The sequence below is a fragment of the Aliiroseovarius sp. genome (genome assembly GCF_965228805.1).
In the GTDB taxonomy this organism is placed as follows: Bacteria; Pseudomonadota; Alphaproteobacteria; order Rhodobacterales; family Rhodobacteraceae; genus JASBTN01.
In genome coordinates this window covers 2,190,614-2,206,232 of sequence record NZ_CBDDIE010000003.1, presented here as the reverse complement: position 1 = coordinate 2,206,232, position 15,619 = coordinate 2,190,614, and the positions used below count along the sequence as shown (strand labels likewise).

At 63.9% G+C, this 15,619-nt stretch carries 16 protein-coding genes; 1 reads left to right on the top strand and 15 read right to left on the bottom strand.

All coding sequences use genetic code 11. The features are described from left to right. Positions 1–13: 13 nt before the first annotated feature. The 15 genes from nqrE to ACO07D_RS11735 all read right to left on the bottom strand — a co-directional run bounded on the left by nqrE (position 14) and on the right by ACO07D_RS11735 (position 15,018). Complete coding sequence (gene nqrE / locus ACO07D_RS11805) at positions 14–622, bottom strand: NADH:ubiquinone reductase (Na(+)-transporting) subunit E (RefSeq protein ID WP_421703142.1); 609 nt, start codon at positions 620–622, stop codon at positions 14–16. Next, the gene (locus ACO07D_RS11800) at positions 622–1,275 is read right to left on the bottom strand and encodes an NADH:ubiquinone reductase (Na(+)-transporting) subunit D (RefSeq protein WP_421703141.1); all 654 of its coding nucleotides are present in this window, start codon (positions 1,273–1,275) and stop codon (positions 622–624) included. Before ACO07D_RS11800 ends, nqrE begins: the two co-directional genes overlap by 1 nt. Then, positions 1,275–2,087, bottom strand: a complete 813-nt coding sequence (locus ACO07D_RS11795; RefSeq protein ID WP_421703140.1) for a Na(+)-translocating NADH-quinone reductase subunit C — start codon at positions 2,085–2,087, stop codon at positions 1,275–1,277. Before ACO07D_RS11795 ends, ACO07D_RS11800 begins: the two co-directional genes overlap by 1 nt. Next, positions 2,080–3,288: an NADH:ubiquinone reductase (Na(+)-transporting) subunit B gene (locus ACO07D_RS11790; protein WP_421703139.1), complete on the bottom strand. Its 1,209-nt coding sequence runs from the start codon at positions 3,286–3,288 to the stop codon at positions 2,080–2,082. Before ACO07D_RS11790 ends, ACO07D_RS11795 begins: the two co-directional genes overlap by 8 nt. A gap of 3 nt (positions 3,289–3,291) precedes the next feature. After that, positions 3,292–4,626 (bottom strand): Na(+)-translocating NADH-quinone reductase subunit A, encoded by a 1,335-nt coding sequence (locus ACO07D_RS11785; protein ID WP_421703138.1) that lies wholly within the window; start codon positions 4,624–4,626, stop codon positions 3,292–3,294. A 310-nt stretch (positions 4,627–4,936) separates the two neighbouring features. Further along, on the bottom strand, positions 4,937–5,491 hold the full coding sequence (gene comE / locus ACO07D_RS11780) for a sulfopyruvate decarboxylase subunit beta (protein WP_421703137.1): 555 nt from the start codon (positions 5,489–5,491) through the stop codon (positions 4,937–4,939). After that, positions 5,488–5,994: a sulfopyruvate decarboxylase subunit alpha gene (gene comD / locus ACO07D_RS11775; protein WP_421703136.1), complete on the bottom strand. Its 507-nt coding sequence runs from the start codon at positions 5,992–5,994 to the stop codon at positions 5,488–5,490. The genes comE and comD overlap by 4 nt, the downstream gene beginning before the upstream one ends. Positions 5,995–6,014: 20 nt before the next feature. Then, complete coding sequence (locus ACO07D_RS11770) at positions 6,015–6,932, bottom strand: hydroxyacid dehydrogenase (RefSeq protein WP_421703135.1); 918 nt, start codon at positions 6,930–6,932, stop codon at positions 6,015–6,017. Next, positions 6,929–8,380, bottom strand: coding sequence for an NAD-dependent succinate-semialdehyde dehydrogenase (locus ACO07D_RS11765; RefSeq protein WP_421703134.1), 1,452 nt, complete (start codon positions 8,378–8,380; stop codon positions 6,929–6,931). The genes ACO07D_RS11770 and ACO07D_RS11765 overlap by 4 nt, the downstream gene beginning before the upstream one ends. Further along, positions 8,377–9,372, bottom strand: a complete 996-nt coding sequence (locus ACO07D_RS11760) for an aldose epimerase family protein (RefSeq protein ID WP_421703133.1) — start codon at positions 9,370–9,372, stop codon at positions 8,377–8,379. The genes ACO07D_RS11765 and ACO07D_RS11760 overlap by 4 nt, the downstream gene beginning before the upstream one ends. Before the next feature lie 3 nt (positions 9,373–9,375). Continuing rightward, entirely contained in the window at positions 9,376–10,467 is a 1,092-nt protein-coding gene (locus ACO07D_RS11755; protein ID WP_421703132.1) for a Gfo/Idh/MocA family protein, read from the bottom strand. A 1-nt stretch (position 10,468) separates the two neighbouring features. After that, entirely contained in the window at positions 10,469–11,851 is a 1,383-nt protein-coding gene (locus ACO07D_RS11750; RefSeq protein WP_421703131.1) for an L-fucose/L-arabinose isomerase family protein, read from the bottom strand. A 10-nt stretch (positions 11,852–11,861) separates the two neighbouring features. Continuing rightward, entirely contained in the window at positions 11,862–12,890 is a 1,029-nt protein-coding gene (locus ACO07D_RS11745) for a tagatose 1,6-diphosphate aldolase (RefSeq protein ID WP_421703130.1), read from the bottom strand. Continuing rightward, entirely contained in the window at positions 12,887–13,774 is an 888-nt protein-coding gene (locus ACO07D_RS11740; protein ID WP_421703129.1) for a PfkB family carbohydrate kinase, read from the bottom strand. The genes ACO07D_RS11745 and ACO07D_RS11740 overlap by 4 nt, the downstream gene beginning before the upstream one ends. Next, the gene (locus tag ACO07D_RS11735; RefSeq protein WP_421703128.1) at positions 13,771–15,018 is read right to left on the bottom strand and encodes a cytochrome-c peroxidase; all 1,248 of its coding nucleotides are present in this window, start codon (positions 15,016–15,018) and stop codon (positions 13,771–13,773) included. Before ACO07D_RS11735 ends, ACO07D_RS11740 begins: the two co-directional genes overlap by 4 nt. A gap of 63 nt (positions 15,019–15,081) precedes the next feature. On the opposite strand from ACO07D_RS11735, the gene ACO07D_RS11730 reads away from it, so the two are divergent. Next, the gene (locus tag ACO07D_RS11730; RefSeq protein WP_421703127.1) at positions 15,082–15,564 is read left to right on the top strand and encodes a tetratricopeptide repeat protein; all 483 of its coding nucleotides are present in this window, start codon (positions 15,082–15,084) and stop codon (positions 15,562–15,564) included. Positions 15,565–15,619: the final 55 nt, after the last annotated feature.

Genomic DNA, 15,619 nt, shown 5'->3' with positions numbered 1-15,619 from the left:
GTCCTCAGCCCCCTTACAGTTTCACGCCCGAGAAGGACATGAAGGCCAGCGCCATCAGCCCCGCGGTGATGAAGGTAATGCCCAGGCCTTGCAGCCCATCCGGCACATCCGAGTATTTTAGCTTCTCGCGCACGCCTGCCATGGCGGTGATTGCCAGCGCCCAACCGAAGCCGGAGGACAGACCGTAGGTCGTCGCCTCGGCGAAGTTGTAGTCGCGTTCCACCATGAAGAGCGAGCCACCCAGGATGGCGCAGTTCACGGTAATGAGCGGCAGGAAGATGCCCAGCGCATTGTAAAGCGGCGGGAAGTACTTATCCAGGATCATCTCGAGGATCTGCACCATGGCCGCGATCACGCCGATGTAGCTGATCAGACCCAGGAAGGTCAGGTCGACATCCGGGAACCCGGCCCAGGCCAGCGCGCCCGGCTTCAAGAGGTAGGTCAGCAGCAGGTTGTTGGTCGGCACGGTGATCGCCTGCACGATCATGACCGAGATACCCAGCCCCAGCGCGGTCGAGATCTTTTTCGACACGGCGATGAAGGTACACATGCCCAAGAAGAAGGACAGCGCCAGGTTTTCGACGAAAATGGCCTTAACGGCCAGGGAAATGAGCCCTTCCATCAGTGCTCCTCCACCGTCTGGATCTTGAATTCACGGGCTTCGACCTGCGCGGGTTTCCAAGTGCGGAAGCCCCAGATCAGAAGACCGATGATGAAGAAGGCCGAGGGCGGCAGCAGCAGCATGCCGTTGGGCACGTACCAGCCGCCGTTGTTCACGGTCTCGAGAATGGTGATGCCGAACAGGCTGCCGGCGCCGAAGAGCTCGCGGATAAAGCCGACCAGCATCAGGATCAGCCCGTAGCCCAACCCGTTGCCGATGCCATCGAGGAAGCTCGCCACCGGCGGGTTCGACATGGCGAAGGCCTCGGCACGGCCCATCACGATACAGTTGGTGATGATCAGGCCGACGAAGACCGACAGGGTCTTGGAGATCTCGAAAGCGTAGGCTTTCAGGATCTGGTCCACCAGGATCACCAGCGAGGCGATGATCACCATCTGCACGATGATCCGGATCGAGTTGGGGATCTGGTTGCGCAGGATCGAGATGAACATCGACGAGAACGCCGTCACGAAGGTCACGGCCAGGGCCATGACGAAGGCGACTTTCAAGGACGAGGTCACGGCGAGGGCCGAACAGATGCCCAGGACCTGCAAGGTGATCGGGTTGTTGTCGACCAACGGGTCGAGCAGCAGTTCGCGTTTGGTCTGCGCCATCAGAACTCTCCTGCTTGCAGTTTGTCCAGGAACAGGGCGTAGCCCTCTTCGCCCATCCAGAATTTCACCAGGTTGTCCACGCCGCGCGTGGTCAGCGTGGCGCCGGCCAGACCGTCGACATGGAAGTCGGCACCGGCAGCCGGAGCCGACTTGGAGACGGTGATCTGAAGCGTGCCCGCATCGTCATGCAGACGCTTGCCGTTCCACTGCTGTTTCCAGCGCGGGTTGTCCACCTCGGCGCCAAGGCCGGGGGTTTCCGCGTGGCTGTAGAACTGCAGGCCGAAGATGTCGTTGCCGTTCTCCTCGATGGCGATGAAACCATAAAGGGTCGACCACAGGCCATAGCCGTGCAGCGGCAGGATCACCTTGTCCAGTTCACCCGCGTCGTCGCGCAGCAGGTACACGGTGCGGAACCGCGCCTGGCGACCGATCGAGGCCGGATCATCCTCCAGCGCGCGGCTGAGTTCGGGATCGTCGGCGGCAGCCAGATCGTCGAAGGTGGCGGCGTCGAAGGCGTCGGTGAACTCGCCGCTCTCCAGGTCCAGCACCTGCGGCTCAAACGCCGCGAAGGCTTCGGTCACATCGCTGGCCGGATCATAGAGCCCCGCGACCTGCAGGATGTTCACCTGCTTGTCGCGCAGCTTGTTGGCCTCCTGCGTCGGGCGCAGGGACACAGCGGCGGTGGACACGATCATCGAGGCCACAAGGCAGACCGAGATTGCGACGAACAACGTCTTGCCGACACTGTCCGGCGGCGCGGCCAGGAACTGGGCGATGGCGCCCTTGTTTTCATTCGACATGGGCTCAGACATGGCGGCGGGCCCTCCGTTTGATATTGGCTTGCACAACGAAGTGGTCGATCAGCGGGGCGAAGACGTTGCCGAACAGGATCGCCAGCATCATGCCTTCCGGGAAGGCCGGGTTCACCACGCGGATCAGCACCACCATGATGCCGATCAGCGCGCCGTAGATGTAGCGGCCGACGTTGGTGTGGGAGGCCGAGACAGGCTCGGTCACCATGAACACGAGGCCGAAGGCATAACCGCCCAGCACCAGGTGCCAGTACCAGGGCATGGCGAACATCGGGTTGGTGTCCGACCCGATCAGGTTCAGAAGGCCCGAGAAGGCCATCATGCCGCCCATACAGCCCACGATCAGGCGCCAGTTGGCGATCTTGGTGGCGAGCAGGAAGACAAGACCAATGGCACAGGCGAGCGTCGAGGTCTCGCCAAACGAGCCCTGGATCGTGCCCAAGAAGGCGTCCATCCAGGTGATCCCTTGCCCCGCCAGCGCCTGCACGCCCTCGGCAGCCGACACGCCCAGCGCGGTCGCGCCGGAGAAGCCGTCGACCGGGGTCCAGACCGCATCACCGGACATGTTGGCCGGGTAGGCGAAGTAGAGGAAGGCCCGCCCGGTCAATGCCGGGTTCAGGAAGTTCTTGCCGGTGCCGCCGAACACTTCCTTGCCGATTACCACGCCGAAGCTGATGCCCAGCGCCACCTGCCACAAAGGCGCGGAGGCCGGCATGATCAGCGTGTAGAGCATCGAGGTGACCAGGAAGCCCTCGTTCACCTCGTGACCGCGCACGGTGGCGAAGAGCACTTCCCAAATGCCGCCGACCACCAGGGTCGTCAGGTAAATGGGCAGGAAATACAGGAAGCCATGGGCGAAGTTGCCGAAGTAGCTTGCCGGGTCCAGCGAGACGCCCAGGGCGTTCAGGATGGCGATGCGCCAGCCGGTGGCCGCCTCGGCGCTCATCATCGCGATGGCGCTGTTGGCCTGGTAACCGGTGTTCACCATGCCCCAGAGGATGCAGGGGATGGTCGCGATCACCACGTAGGTCATGATGCGTTTCATGTCCACGTAGCTGCGCGCGTGGGGGGCAACCGTGGTCACCGCCTTGGGCGTGTACAGGAACGATTCCACCATCTCGTAGATGGGGAAGAGCTTTTCGTATTTGCCGCCCTTGGTAAAGTTCGGCTCGATACGGTCAAAGAAATTGCGCAATCCCATGGATCAGCCCTCCTTCTCGATCTTGGTCAGGCTGTCGCGCAGGGCCATGCCGTATTCGTATTTCGCCGGGCAGGCGAAACCGACAAGGCCCAGGTCCTCTTCGTCCAGCTCCATCGCGCCCAGCGCCTGGGCCTGGTCGGTGTCCATCACCAGCAGCGCACGCAGAAGCTGGGTCGGCAGGAAGTCCTGCGGCATCAGCTCTTCAAAGGTGCCGGTGGGCACCATGGCGCGGCGGCCACCGTTGAGGTTCGAGGTCAGCGGGAACAGCTTGCGCGCAAAGGCCGAGCCCAACACCGGCTGCACCGCGTATTTCTTGCCCATCGGAAGGATCCAGCCCATCGGGTGCTGATCACGGTCTTCGCGGATCACGGTGATCTGACGGGCAAAGCGGCCCAAATAGGCCAGCGGCCCGGCGGCCTGGCGGCCCGACAGGATCGAGCCCGAGATGACGCGCGGCTCACCGGTTTCGATCTCGCCCTCGGTCAACTCGTCGGTCGAGGCGCCCATGACGGTGCGCAGCAGGCGCGGCTGTTTCGCCTCGGGGCCACACAGCGCGACCACGATGGACGGGTCCAGGTGGCCGGTTTCGATCAGACGACCGATGGCGATCACGTCCTGGTAACCGATGGTCCAGACCGTATCTTCGGCGCGAACCGGGTGCAGGAAGTGGATGTGGGTGCCTGCCAGACCGGCCGGGTGCGGCCCTTCGAACGAAGCCACCTCGACGCCCGGCACATCGGCCAGCGCGGCGCCCGGGGCCTGACACAGGTAGGTCTTGCCCTCGGTCAGCTTGGCGATGGCAGCAAGGCCGGTGGCGAAGGCGTCAGCGGCTTCAGCGATGATCACGCCCGCGTCTGCGGCCAGCGGTTCGCTGTCCATCGCGGTGACGAAGATCGCCTGCGGGGCGCTGCCCGGCACCGGCAGTTTCGAATAGGGACGGGTGCGGAAGGCAGTCCAGAGCCCGGCGGCGCAAAGCTTCTCGGTCAGGCCCTCGGCCGTGTCGGCATTGCCGACGCCCGAGAAGTCGATGCCGGTGTCGGCTGCGTCCGAGACTTCGATCACCACGCTCTGCAACACCCGGCGGGCACCGCGGTTGATGCGGATGACCTTGCCGGTCATCGGCGCGACCATCTGGGCGGCCTCGGCCTCCTTGTGGCAGAACAGCGGCTGGCCGCGTTTGACCTCGTCGCCCTCCTGCACCGCCATGCGCGGCTTGAGCCCGACATAGTCCGCCCCCAGCACCGCCACATGGCGCACGGGTGGCGCGTCGTGAATCACTTGATCAGGGGCGCCGGTGACCGGCAGGTCCAACCCCTTTTTCAATCTGAAACTCTGCATGTTGTTATTGCTCTCTTCCGCGTGGCTGCCAACACGAAGGCGCGGGCCTTCGGTCGACGCTTCCATATATGGCTGCGCCACGCCCGACAGTCAGTCGGCGCGGCGCAACGGATCCCGGGGCTCTTTTAAGGGTGAATGTCGCAAATGGCCAGCGGGTGGCGGCCGGTTTTGCCATCACATTTGCGACCTTTCGGACACAGGAACCGATGTTAGCGCCTGTAGTGTCCAGATCGGGCCAGACCGGGGCGCCCTCAGGCCAACGCCCGCGCGGGATTCGCCCGCGCGTTCAACTTTCAGGAGTGCGTGGCGATCACTCGGTCACGGCCGCCATGAAACGTTCACGAATGGTGATCGGGTTCATAGTGATCACTGGCACTTGAACGTTACCACTGTCGCATTTGGACACGATCACGGTCATGCGCCCCGCCGCAAGCGCGTCGACCAGCGCTTGGGGCGTGTCCTCGGCTGACACCTCGATCACATTCTCACAGCCACAGGCCGTGGCCACTGCGGCCAAAGAGGTCTTGCCGCCCGAATAGGTCGGCTGATCCCCGGTCGAGCCGTAAGATCCGTTGTCCACGATCATCAGGATGTAGTTGTCACGTGGGTTGTTGGCTATGGTCGACAACGTGGCGAGGTTGGTCAGGACCGAGCCGTCCCCGTCGATCGAAATCACCGGCTTGTCCTGCGCAAGCGCCAGACCGAAGCCGATCGAACTGGCCAACCCCATCGTGCCCAGCATGTAGAAGTTCGTGGGCTGATCATCCAGCGCGTGCAGCTCCTGGCTGGGGGCGCCGATGTTGCAGACCACCAGCTGGTCACTGATCACCGGGATCAAAAGTTTCAGAAGGTCATGGCGGATCATGTGGCGGCCCTCCAGAAGCTGGCATCGGTCAGGATGGCGACGGGTTTGGAACACATCTGAGTGTGGTTCAGAATGCCCGGCAGTTCATTTGCGTCCTCGGGCTTGTGGAAGTGATAGGTCGGGATATGCAGCTGGTCCAGGATCGCCTTGGTGTGCAGGGCCATCTCGACCTGGCAGGCGACCGGTTCACCAACCTCGCCGCGATAGCTGATCAGCATCGGCAGCGGGATTTGGTAGAACTGGATCAGCGTCGCCAGCGTGTTCACCACCACGCCCAGCGCCGTGTTCTGCATGAAGATCGCAGGCCGCATCCCGCCCATGTAGGCGCCTGCGCAAAGCCCCATGCCCTCGTCTTCCTTGTTCGAGGGCACATGCGTGATCGCAGGGGTTTGGTCGAGCACTTCGATCACCCCCGCCAGTTGCTTGCACGGAACCGAGGTGACGAAATCCACCCCGTTGTCGACGAAATCGCCGATGATCCGCTTGTCCATCTCCTTGGCCATTGGTCCTCCCTGAGCCTTGTCTATCCGAGCCGCTCCAGCACGAGATCGGCGATCATCGCGCTGACGCGGGTGTTGCTGTCCTGAGTGACCCCGGCGATATGCGGGGTCAGGATGAGGTTCGAAAGCCCCTTGAAGATCTGCGCCCCTTCGGCGGTCAGGGGCTCTTCCTCGAACACGTCCAGCGCCGCGCCGCCAATGTGGCCCGCGCGCATGGCGGCGGCCAGGGCGGCTTCGTCCACCACGCCGCCACGGGCCGCGTTGATCAGCACCGCGCCTTCGCGCATCATCGCGAAGGCCTCGGCATTCATCATGTGTTGGGTCGCGCCGTTCAGCGGCACATGCAGGCTGATCACATCCGAGGTTGCCAGGACGGCCTCGAGATGCCGCGCTGTTGCGCCCTCCCAGGCCGGGTCATCCACCGGCACATGCGGGTCATAGGCGCTGACCTTCATGCCCAGGGCCGTGGCCAGCCGAGCGGTTTCTTGCGCGATGGACCCGAAGCCGATCAGCCCCAGGCGACGACCGAAGGCTTCACGCCCCGAACACTCCGCGCGCGGCCATCTCCCGGCCTTCATCGCATGCCCCGCCTGGTAGGCGTTTCTGAGCAGGATCAAGGCATTGGTCACCACATACTCGGCAACCGACAGCGTGTTCGCCCCGGTAGCCGGGATTACCTCCACCCCGCGCGCAGCGCAGGCATCCAAGTCAATATTGTCGAGGCCGACCCCGAGCCGCCCCACCACTTTCAGGTCGGGCGCAGCATCCAGAAGGGTCTGGGTGACCTGCGTCCGGTTACGTACGATCAGCGCTTGGATGCCCGCCATACGCGCCGGGATATCCTCCTGCGCATCGGCCAGCCCGGGCACATAACTGGTGGGATGGGCGGCGCGCAGGATCTCAACCGCCTCCTCATCCATGAACTCCGTGATCAGGATCATGAAAGCCCCGCGACGCACATGTATTTGGTCTCGAGGTAGTCATCGAGCCCCTGGCTGCCGCCCTCTTTGCCCATGCCACTTTCCTTGAGCCCACCGAAGGGCGCCTCGACCGTGGTGATCAGGCCCGAATTGATGCCGATCAGCCCATATTCCAGTCCGTCGTTCAGACGGAAGGTGCGGCCCAGATCGCGGGTGTAGGCATAGGCGGCCAGCCCGTATTCGGTGTCATTGGCCGCCTCGATGGCCTCCTCTTCGGTATCGAACTTGAACACGGCGGCCAGCGGGCCGAAGATCTCATCCGTTGCAAAATGCATGTCGCGGGTGGCGCCAGTCACAACGGTGGGTTCAAAAAAGGTGCCGCCCTTGGCATGGCGCTTGCCCCCCTGGACCACAGTGCCGCCCTTGGTCTTGGCATCGGCGATCATCTCTTCAACCGTCGCGACGGCGCTTTCGTCGATCAGCGGCCCTTGCTGCACGCCATCATCGGCGCCATTGCCCACGATCATGGCGCCTACAGCCTCTTTCAGTTTTGCAACAAAAGCGTCGTGAATGCCCGCCTGAACGTAGAACCGGTTGGTGCAGACGCAAGTCTGGCCCATGTTACGAAACTTGGCAATCATTGCCCCTTCAACTGCGGCATCCAAGTCTGCATCATCAAACACGATAAAGGGCGCGTTTCCGCCCAGTTCCATTGAGACCTTCTTGACGGTATCCGCCGACTGGCGGATCAGGGTCTTGCCCACTTCCGTCGACCCGGTGAATGTCACTTTTCGAACATCCGGGCTCTCCATGATCGCCCCCCCGACCTGGCGCGCGGAGCCGGTGACGATATTCACGACACCTGCCGGGAAGCCGACATCCTCGCAGAGCTTGCCCCAGGCCAGCCCCGAATAGGGCGTGGCGGTCGCGGGTTTCGCCACCACAGTGCAGCCCGCCGCCAGCGCCGGGCCGAGCTTGCGTGCCAGCATCGAGCTGGGGAAGTTCCACGGCGTGATCGCCCCCACCACGCCGACCGGGTGGCGGGTGACCATCAGGCGGCGATCGGCTGTCGGGGCTGGCACGATCTCGCCTTTCGCACGGCGGATTTCTTCGGCGAACCAGCGGATATAGGCGGCACCAATGGCGATCTCACCGCGGGCTTCGAACAGTGGCTTGCCCTGCTCGGCGGTCAACAACTGGGCCAGCGCCTCCTGGTTGTCCATCAGCGCGTCATGCAAGTCTTGCAGCAAGGTCACACGGGTCATCAGATTGGCACGCGACCAGGCGGGAAAGGCGGCCTTGGCGGCGGCGATGGCGCGCATCGTCTCGTCCGTGCCCGCGTTCGGCACGGAGCCCAGAACTGCGCCGGTGGCCGGGTTGGTGACGTCGATGGTCCCGCCGCTATCTGCCGCGATCCAGTCGCCGCCCACCAGATTGGCCTGCATCATCAAACCGTTGAAATCGCTCATGTGTTTTCCTTCGTGAAGACGAACTGCGTGTGTTGGTGATAGCGGTCCTCGGGCCGCAGAAGCGCCTGGGGAAAGTGATCATGATGGTTGGCGTCGGGCCAGACCTGCGGCTCCAGTGCGATGCCCGCATGGGCACTCATCGGACGACCGGTCAGGCCGGGCAGATCGATGTCGATCTTGGCCCCGTCGTAGACCTGCAATCCCGGCTCGGTGGTGCGGCACTCCATCGTCACACCGGAGCGTGGGCTTTTCAGCCAGGCAACCGGACGCAAGGCGGTCCGCTCATCGGACAGGCAGAAGTTGTGATCGACCGGGCTGGCCTGTCGCACTGGTGCGAAGTTTCGGAAATCAAACCCCGTACCCGCGACTTCGCGTACCTCTCCGGTCGGGATAAGCTCGTCATCCACCGGCAAATAGCTGGGCGCGGCCACCTTCAGCAGGTGATCCGAGATCGTCGGCCCGTCATCCAGAACAAAGTAGCTGTGATGCGCCAAGTTGCAGAGCGTGGGCGCATCCGTCCAGGCCTCCATGTCGATGTCCAGCACACCACCGCGCAGCAGTTGGAATGTAATGCGCGCGGTCATCGTACCCGGAAACCCCATGTGCCCCTCGGGCAGGGTCACCGCCATCACCGCGTGATGCGGCCCGTGGCCTTCGACCCGCCAGAGCCGCTTGCCCATGCTGTCGGCGCCACCATGCAGGCAGTGCTTGCCCAGGAAATTGCGGTCAAGCTGGTAGGTCGCGCCGTTGATCTCGGCATGCCCCCCCGCAATCCGATTGGCACACCGTCCCGCGATGGCCCCGAAATAGGGCGAACGGCTGAGATAGGGTTCAAAATCCGGAAAGCCCAGCACCAAAGGGGCATCATGCCCCTCCAGTCGCAAATCCTGCAACACCGCGCCGCTGGTCAACAGGTGCGCGGTCAACCCGCCCCCCGTCAGCGTCAGTTGGTGCACGGTTTCGCCCGAAGGCAGGGTTCCGAATTCCTCCATGTCTCAGCCTTTCACAGTGATCGCCTGGCCAGTACGTGCACTTTCCTCCGCCGCCTCGCCCACGATCACGGACCAAAGACCATCCGCGAGCGAGACCTCGGGCACGCCCTGCCCCGACCTTACCAGATCACGGAAGCGCTGGTGCTGGAAAAAGGTCGACCCGTGGTGATCGCCTGCGGCAAGCACTGTTTCGTCCACCTCGACCTCTTCGCGGATCACCCGTTTGGAGGCGCGATGGCTGATCTCGATCTCGGCTGCACGTTCGCGACCATCGACGGAGAAACGCGCCGGGCCGGGCACCTTGGCCTCCATCCGGGCACGTTCCCCAGTGACCGAAATGACCTCCTGCCAATATGATCCTTCGGCGAACATGCACAGGTCCAGCATGCCCCGTGCACCGTTTTCGAAGTCGACGGTAACGAAGGCATTGTCCAGGATATCCGGGATGCGGCCATCATAGCTTTCGTCCAAGTGATTCACATCCACACCGGCCGAGGCATAGACCCGTACGGGATCCGATTGCAGCGTCAGACGCATCAAGTCCCAGAAATGGCAACATTTTTCGACAAGCGTGCCGCCGGTTCGTTCGTTGAAACGGTTCCAGTCGCCGACCTTGTCGAGGAAGGGAAAGCGGTGTTCGCGAATGGCCATCATGCGTGGCGTGCCTGCGGTGCCAGCGGCGAGTTCCGCCAAAAGCCGCTGCACCGGCGGCATGTAGCGGTATTCCATCGCCACCCAGATCGGGGCTGCTCGCCCCTCGGACTTGGCCATGACCTCGCGACAGTGGGCCGAAGTCGTACAGAGCGGTTTTTCGCAGAGGATCGGCAGGTTCGTGTCCAGCACCTCCATCAGGATCGCATGATGTGTGTCATTGGGCGCGGTAATCACCAGCGCGTCCTGCCCGCCTGCGGACAGCATGTCACGCCAATCAGCAAAAGCCTGCGCGCGGCCTCCGGCGGTCTCGACCGAGCGCTGGCGCATGCCTTCATCCGGATCGGCAATCGCTGTCACCTCGCATCCCTCCAACAGGCCCAGGTTGCGAATATGCTCCTGCCCCATCATGCCTGACCCGATCAGGCCGTATCGTATGGTCATGTCATAGCTCCAGAAGCGGCAGACCCATCGCGCCAGCCGTGCCCCGCAGGACCTCACGGTGATCGCCATAGACCAGGGCCATGTGATGTTCCAAGCCGCTGGCAATGATGTCATTCAGCACCTCGCCAGCGGGGCGGTCGAAGCGCAGAACACCGGAGGTTCCGGTAAAGGCCATGGGGCGTTTCAGCATTTCCGCATGGCTCAACACCATGTGGGGCCGCCCGTGCGCCTGGCTGATACGCATCAGAGTGACCTCACCGGGTTTCAGCGGGAACTGATACAGAAGCGGTTGCTTGCGGTTGGTGTGAATCGTGGCCTCGGCAGGCACATCCGGGTCACGCATGGACATCGGTGCCTGGCCGCAATGCCAGACCACGCCAGTGTCGTCTTGGCCGTCCATGTCCACCAGGTCGGTCAGAAAGACGGGGGCCTGGGCGGCTTCCATCAACACCAGTTGGGTGAGCGCACCGTAGACGTCGGCCTCGCAGGCGCAGGGCACGCGGCCTTCTCCCATCATCGCTGCCGGGCCACAGACCGCGCCGCCGTAATCCGTGAAGGTTTCGGGCCAGCAGCGGATGGCGAAAGCATCATAGCCGCCCGTGTCGCGGAGGGTATCCAGCCCGGCCTTGAGGCGCAGCGAGCGGTCGAGCTCGTCGGGGTTGACCTCATCAAGCCCCGCCAGGTCCGCTTCTGCCTGGGCCCGCAGGCTGGCCGCAACCTTGGCCGGGACAGCGCGCGCGGTGTCGAATAGGTCGTCCAAGGCCAGCTCCTCCACCTCCACACCGGCCAACGCCTTCATGGCCGCTTTATCATAGGCGCAGGTGTCGAACCCCACGGGATGTTCGCCGATTCGCGCGATACGGCGGCCGTTCACGGCCTGTGCAACGCGCTGGCCCGCATCCGTTGCCTCGGGCACCGCCGTCAGTTCCAGCTTGCCCGCCGGGCGCCTCCCGGCCAGGAGCGCGGCCAGGTCGCCGGCCGCATTCCCGGTTGGGTCGGCGTAGAGCCAACCGAAACCGCGCCCACTCAGCGCCAAGGCGTGGGAGGCCAGGTTCAACCCACAGAAAGCGTTCAGCCGCAACCGCCCGCCGAGGCGAGGTTCGGGCACGGCCCAGACCGACAGAGGTTGGTCGAATGCGGCACCGATGGCGACGGTCATGGAAGCGTCGCTAAAGGTCACCTGCAGGATCAGGATTTGCTCCACCCTTGCGGCCCGCAACTCTGCTATCGCCGCGCGGGTGGTGTCTTCGTCGAACAGCAGGCGGCGCGGTCCAATGAGCTCGTGCCCGCTGGCCTCCAGAACGGCCAACATCGCGGCCAGGTTGTCTTCGGCAAAGGGCACGTCAAAGGTCGGACGGCCCAGGGGCAGAATGCCTAGTCTCATGGTCTTTCCTTCAGATGGCGGCATAGCCGTGTCGGAAACTGGCGTCGGCGGGGGTAAACCTTGCACCGCCGTCACCATAACACGCATGGGACGCCCAATTCGCGGCCTTCGCATCGGCCAGGGCCGAGATATCCGCCATGTAATCGGCCGCGCCGCCTTCCAGACCCGCGCAGATGGCATCCCAGTCGGGATAGGCCTGGAACGCGTCCAGCCAGATCGCACGGCCTGCCAGGAACCCCGAGGCACCGGCGGCGAAAGCGTGCTCCAGGACGCGGCGGAATTCGGGCTTGCCGGCCCCGGCCGACAGCATCACCCAAGGGCGGCCCGCCAGGCGCCCCATCTCGTCGAACACGGCCTGCACCTCGGCACTGCCATCGGCATCCGCCGCATTCACCGGGCTTTCCAATTTGAAAACATCCACGCCATAATCGGGCTTGGCGAACTCTTCGACAGAGGCAAGTACGTCATCCGCCTTTTTCCCCTTCATTTCAATGTATTCCTTGGTCTGATGCAGATCCGACGCCAGCGGGTAGACCAGCAGTTCAAAGAGGAACGAAATATCATATTTCGAACATTCCTCGCCAATGCGCTTCACATAGTCCTGCTGCGCGCGGTTCACCTCGGGTCCCGCATCCGGGCGGTACCAGGCCAGCACTTTCACAGCATCCCCACCCATGCGCTTGATCTTGGCTACCGACCACTCGTCAATGTCCGAGGACAGGCGCCCCCCAGGCGTTTCGCCGAACAGGCTGTCTTCCAGCGTGACGATCAGCCCCTTGGTGGGGGACAGCGCACCAAGGGCATGGGGGATGGCATAATGCGGGTCCAAGAGCATCGCGGTCGACTGGGCCTGCAGCGTTTCGACCAACATGCCCTTGAAGCGCGCCACCTGGTCCCAGGGCGCCTGTTCGACACCCAGATGCGCCGCGATCGGCCCCTTGATCGGCGGGCGTTGGTCCACGGCGGTCATCTTGAAAATGCCCTGTTGATCGGCCATGCGGCGCAGGCCCCAGAGCTTGCCGGGGGTAAGGGTGATCATGGCGTCGTCTCCTTCAGGAAGTCTTGCAGCTGGGCGCGGGTGGGCGCCCCCGCCCGCCCCCCTTTGGTCATGCATTTCAGGGCCGCCGCAGCGTTGGCGGTGCGGATGGCAGAAAGCTCATCTTTGCCCTCCGCCAGGGCGACGGCAAAGGCGCCATGCCACACGTCACCCGCAGCAAGGGTGTCGACCGGGCAGATGTCATGGGCCGGGATGTGGCTGACGCCGATCTTGGTCGTGAACCAGACGCCGTTCGGCCCGTCGGTCACGCAAGCCCAGGCGTCATGTTCGGTGCGGATACAGGCCAGCGCGGCCTCGATGGACAAGTCGGGGTAGAGCGATTGCAGACCTTGCATTGACAGGGCCACGTGGCTGGCCGCCGTCATCAGCCGGGGGTCGACAGGCGCCTCGCCATCCAGAACGCCCGAAATGCCGCGCGCCTTGGCGAGGTTGAGCGCCGCCAACGCGGCGTCCACCCGGCGTGTATCAGTTAACACCGCACCAAGGTCCTGTTGAGCCTCGAACCAACCAGTATCCAGCACCAACCCGGCGCCACGGAAATTGACGATCTGCCGCTCTCCTTCCGCGTCGATGAAGACCGAAGAATAGCTCGACCGCGCACCGGGCGTGCGGGTGACGTTTCCGACGTCCACCCCTTCCGCCACAAGGTCGGCCAGGATCATGTCGCCGATGGGGTCCTCGCCCAGCCGCGCACCCAGAACCGCTTCACCGCCCAGCCGGGCGATGGCCACCGCAGCATTCGCCGCGCAGCCTCCGCCAACGATCTCGGCCTCTTCGGTGCCGTATTTCTGGGGCTTGCCGGGCAGGCTGGGCAGGTGGAAGACGAAATCGACGACGGCCGCGCCAATGCAAAGGACCCGGTTCATTTCGGCACCTCCAATCCGCTGGGCACGCGGTCCGGAATACCCAGGCGGCCCTTGATCGACTCCGTACCGGTCAACGCGTGCAAGAAGGCGATGAGCTGGGTGATTTCGGTGTCTGACAGCGAGACCGGCGCGATATCCGCTCGCGCCGAAAGCCGCGCCCGTTCTCGCGGGTCATCCAACGGCAGGAAATCGGTGCGGGCCAGCCAAGGCACCTCGGGAAGAGCGGCCATCTGCGGCTGCCAGTGAGCGAAGCCCGCAGCCGGGTCCAAGTGGTGGCGCAGCATCGCTTCCAGGGTGGCATAGGCGCCATTGTGACCATAGGGCGCGGTCAGGGTGACATTGCGCAGGCTGGGCGTGCGGAAACGATAGGCATCCTCCAACCGATCTGAGGCTCCCATGCGGCCCACATCGCGCACGATCGGGTCCCATTGGCGGGTCTTCCCGGGGCCAAAATGCGGCAGCATGAGCGCGTGGAACTGGTGGTCGGTCAGAAGCGGGCCGGAATGACAGGAGGCACAACCGGCCTTGCCGTAGAACAGGTCGAGGCCAGCGCGTTGATCAGCTGTCAGCGCGCCTTCGCTCCCGGCCAGGAAAGCGTCGAAGGCACTATCATGGCTGCGAAACTCGGTCCCCTCGAAGGCTGCGATGGCGTTGACCACATGGGTGATCGTGATGTCGAGCGGGTCGTTCACGTCGTCAAAGGCCTCGGCAAACAGATGCGCGTATTCCGGCACGTTCCGCACCCGCTTGGCAATGATCGGCCAAACCGCGTCGACCCGGTCATAAGCCGCGCCGGCAACGTGGTTTTCATCCGGGTCGCCCGCCATTTCGAACTGCGAGGTCATGGGAAACAGTGCCTGGGCGGCGAGGATGGAATTCAGCCCCTCGGGCAGCCATTCTTGCGCCGGGTTGTCGAAGCCGTTGTCATAGATGTCCGAGACCGACAGGCGGCCGTCGTGGAACAGCACGTCGATCTCGCGCGCACCGAGGTTCCAGAGCGCAGGGGCGTTGCGGGGGATGCGTTTCCGGATGCGATCCGCGCCCTCGCCCGGGGTGCGCTTGGCGCCCAGCCCGTCGCCCCCTTCGCCGATCCCCAGGCTCAGACCGTCACTAGTGCCCAGGGTCGGATGGTGGCAGGTGGCGCAGGCGATGTTGTGGTTGCCGGACAGGATCGGGTCGAAAAACAGAAGTTGCCCGAGCTTGGCCTGGTCCGGATCGAAAGCGATGAAATCGGCCTCTTGCAAGGGGGCCGGAAGCGGGTTCCCATACGCGGGCGCACATGCGAGCGCCGCCAGGATGGAGACCACATGAAACACCTTGCCTCGACCCTTTTCTGCGCCCTTGCCCTTCTGACCACCCCGGCGCTGGCCGAAATCGAAACGGCACGCGACCTGATGGATGCCAAGGACTATCCTGCGGCCATGGCTGAACTTTTGCCCGCCGCGCGGTCGGGCAATGCCGAGGCCGAGGAACTGATCGGCGTCATGTATGCCCTGGGGCTGGGGGTCGAGCGCGACGACGTTCGGGCGTTCGAATGGTATCTGCGGGCCTCGATGAAAGGGCACGCAGGCGCGCAATCGGGCGTCGGCTGGTATTACGAGGTCGGCCGCGGCATGGAAGCGCCGGACCTGGTCCGGGCCTACATGTGGTACACGCTCTCTGCCATCGGGGGGGATCCCGATGCGGCCATTTCCCTTGAGGAAGTGGTGAAGAAGATGACGTCCGAGCAAATCGAAAAGGCCCATATTCTGGTGGATGACTACCGGGCCTGGCTCTACCCGTTCAGGTAGGGCCAGGAGGGCTTCAGGGCCGCAGGAGTGGGCGGCCCCGAAACGGTGTAACGCG

Coding starts and splice junctions, on each gene's coding strand:
- comE (WP_421703137.1), bottom strand. CDS start 5,491: ATGATCCGCCATGACCTTCTGAAACTTTTGATCCCGGTGATCAGTGAC.
- ACO07D_RS11755 (WP_421703132.1), bottom strand. CDS start 10,467: ATGACCATACGATACGGCCTGATCGGGTCAGGCATGATGGGGCAGGAG.
- ACO07D_RS11750 (WP_421703131.1), bottom strand. CDS start 11,851: ATGAGACTAGGCATTCTGCCCCTGGGCCGTCCGACCTTTGACGTGCCC.
- comD (WP_421703136.1), bottom strand. CDS start 5,994: ATGGCCAAGGAGATGGACAAGCGGATCATCGGCGATTTCGTCGACAAC.
- ACO07D_RS11800 (WP_421703141.1), bottom strand. CDS start 1,275: ATGGCGCAGACCAAACGCGAACTGCTGCTCGACCCGTTGGTCGACAAC.
- ACO07D_RS11790 (WP_421703139.1), bottom strand. CDS start 3,288: ATGGGATTGCGCAATTTCTTTGACCGTATCGAGCCGAACTTTACCAAG.
- ACO07D_RS11730 (WP_421703127.1), top strand. CDS start 15,082: ATGAAACACCTTGCCTCGACCCTTTTCTGCGCCCTTGCCCTTCTGACC.
- ACO07D_RS11795 (WP_421703140.1), bottom strand. CDS start 2,087: ATGTCTGAGCCCATGTCGAATGAAAACAAGGGCGCCATCGCCCAGTTC.
- ACO07D_RS11760 (WP_421703133.1), bottom strand. CDS start 9,372: ATGGAGGAATTCGGAACCCTGCCTTCGGGCGAAACCGTGCACCAACTG.
- ACO07D_RS11740 (WP_421703129.1), bottom strand. CDS start 13,774: ATGAACCGGGTCCTTTGCATTGGCGCGGCCGTCGTCGATTTCGTCTTC.
- ACO07D_RS11770 (WP_421703135.1), bottom strand. CDS start 6,932: ATGATCCTGATCACGGAGTTCATGGATGAGGAGGCGGTTGAGATCCTG.
- nqrE (WP_421703142.1), bottom strand. CDS start 622: ATGGAAGGGCTCATTTCCCTGGCCGTTAAGGCCATTTTCGTCGAAAAC.
- ACO07D_RS11785 (WP_421703138.1), bottom strand. CDS start 4,626: ATGCAGAGTTTCAGATTGAAAAAGGGGTTGGACCTGCCGGTCACCGGC.
- ACO07D_RS11765 (WP_421703134.1), bottom strand. CDS start 8,380: ATGAGCGATTTCAACGGTTTGATGATGCAGGCCAATCTGGTGGGCGGC.
- ACO07D_RS11745 (WP_421703130.1), bottom strand. CDS start 12,890: ATGATCACCCTTACCCCCGGCAAGCTCTGGGGCCTGCGCCGCATGGCC.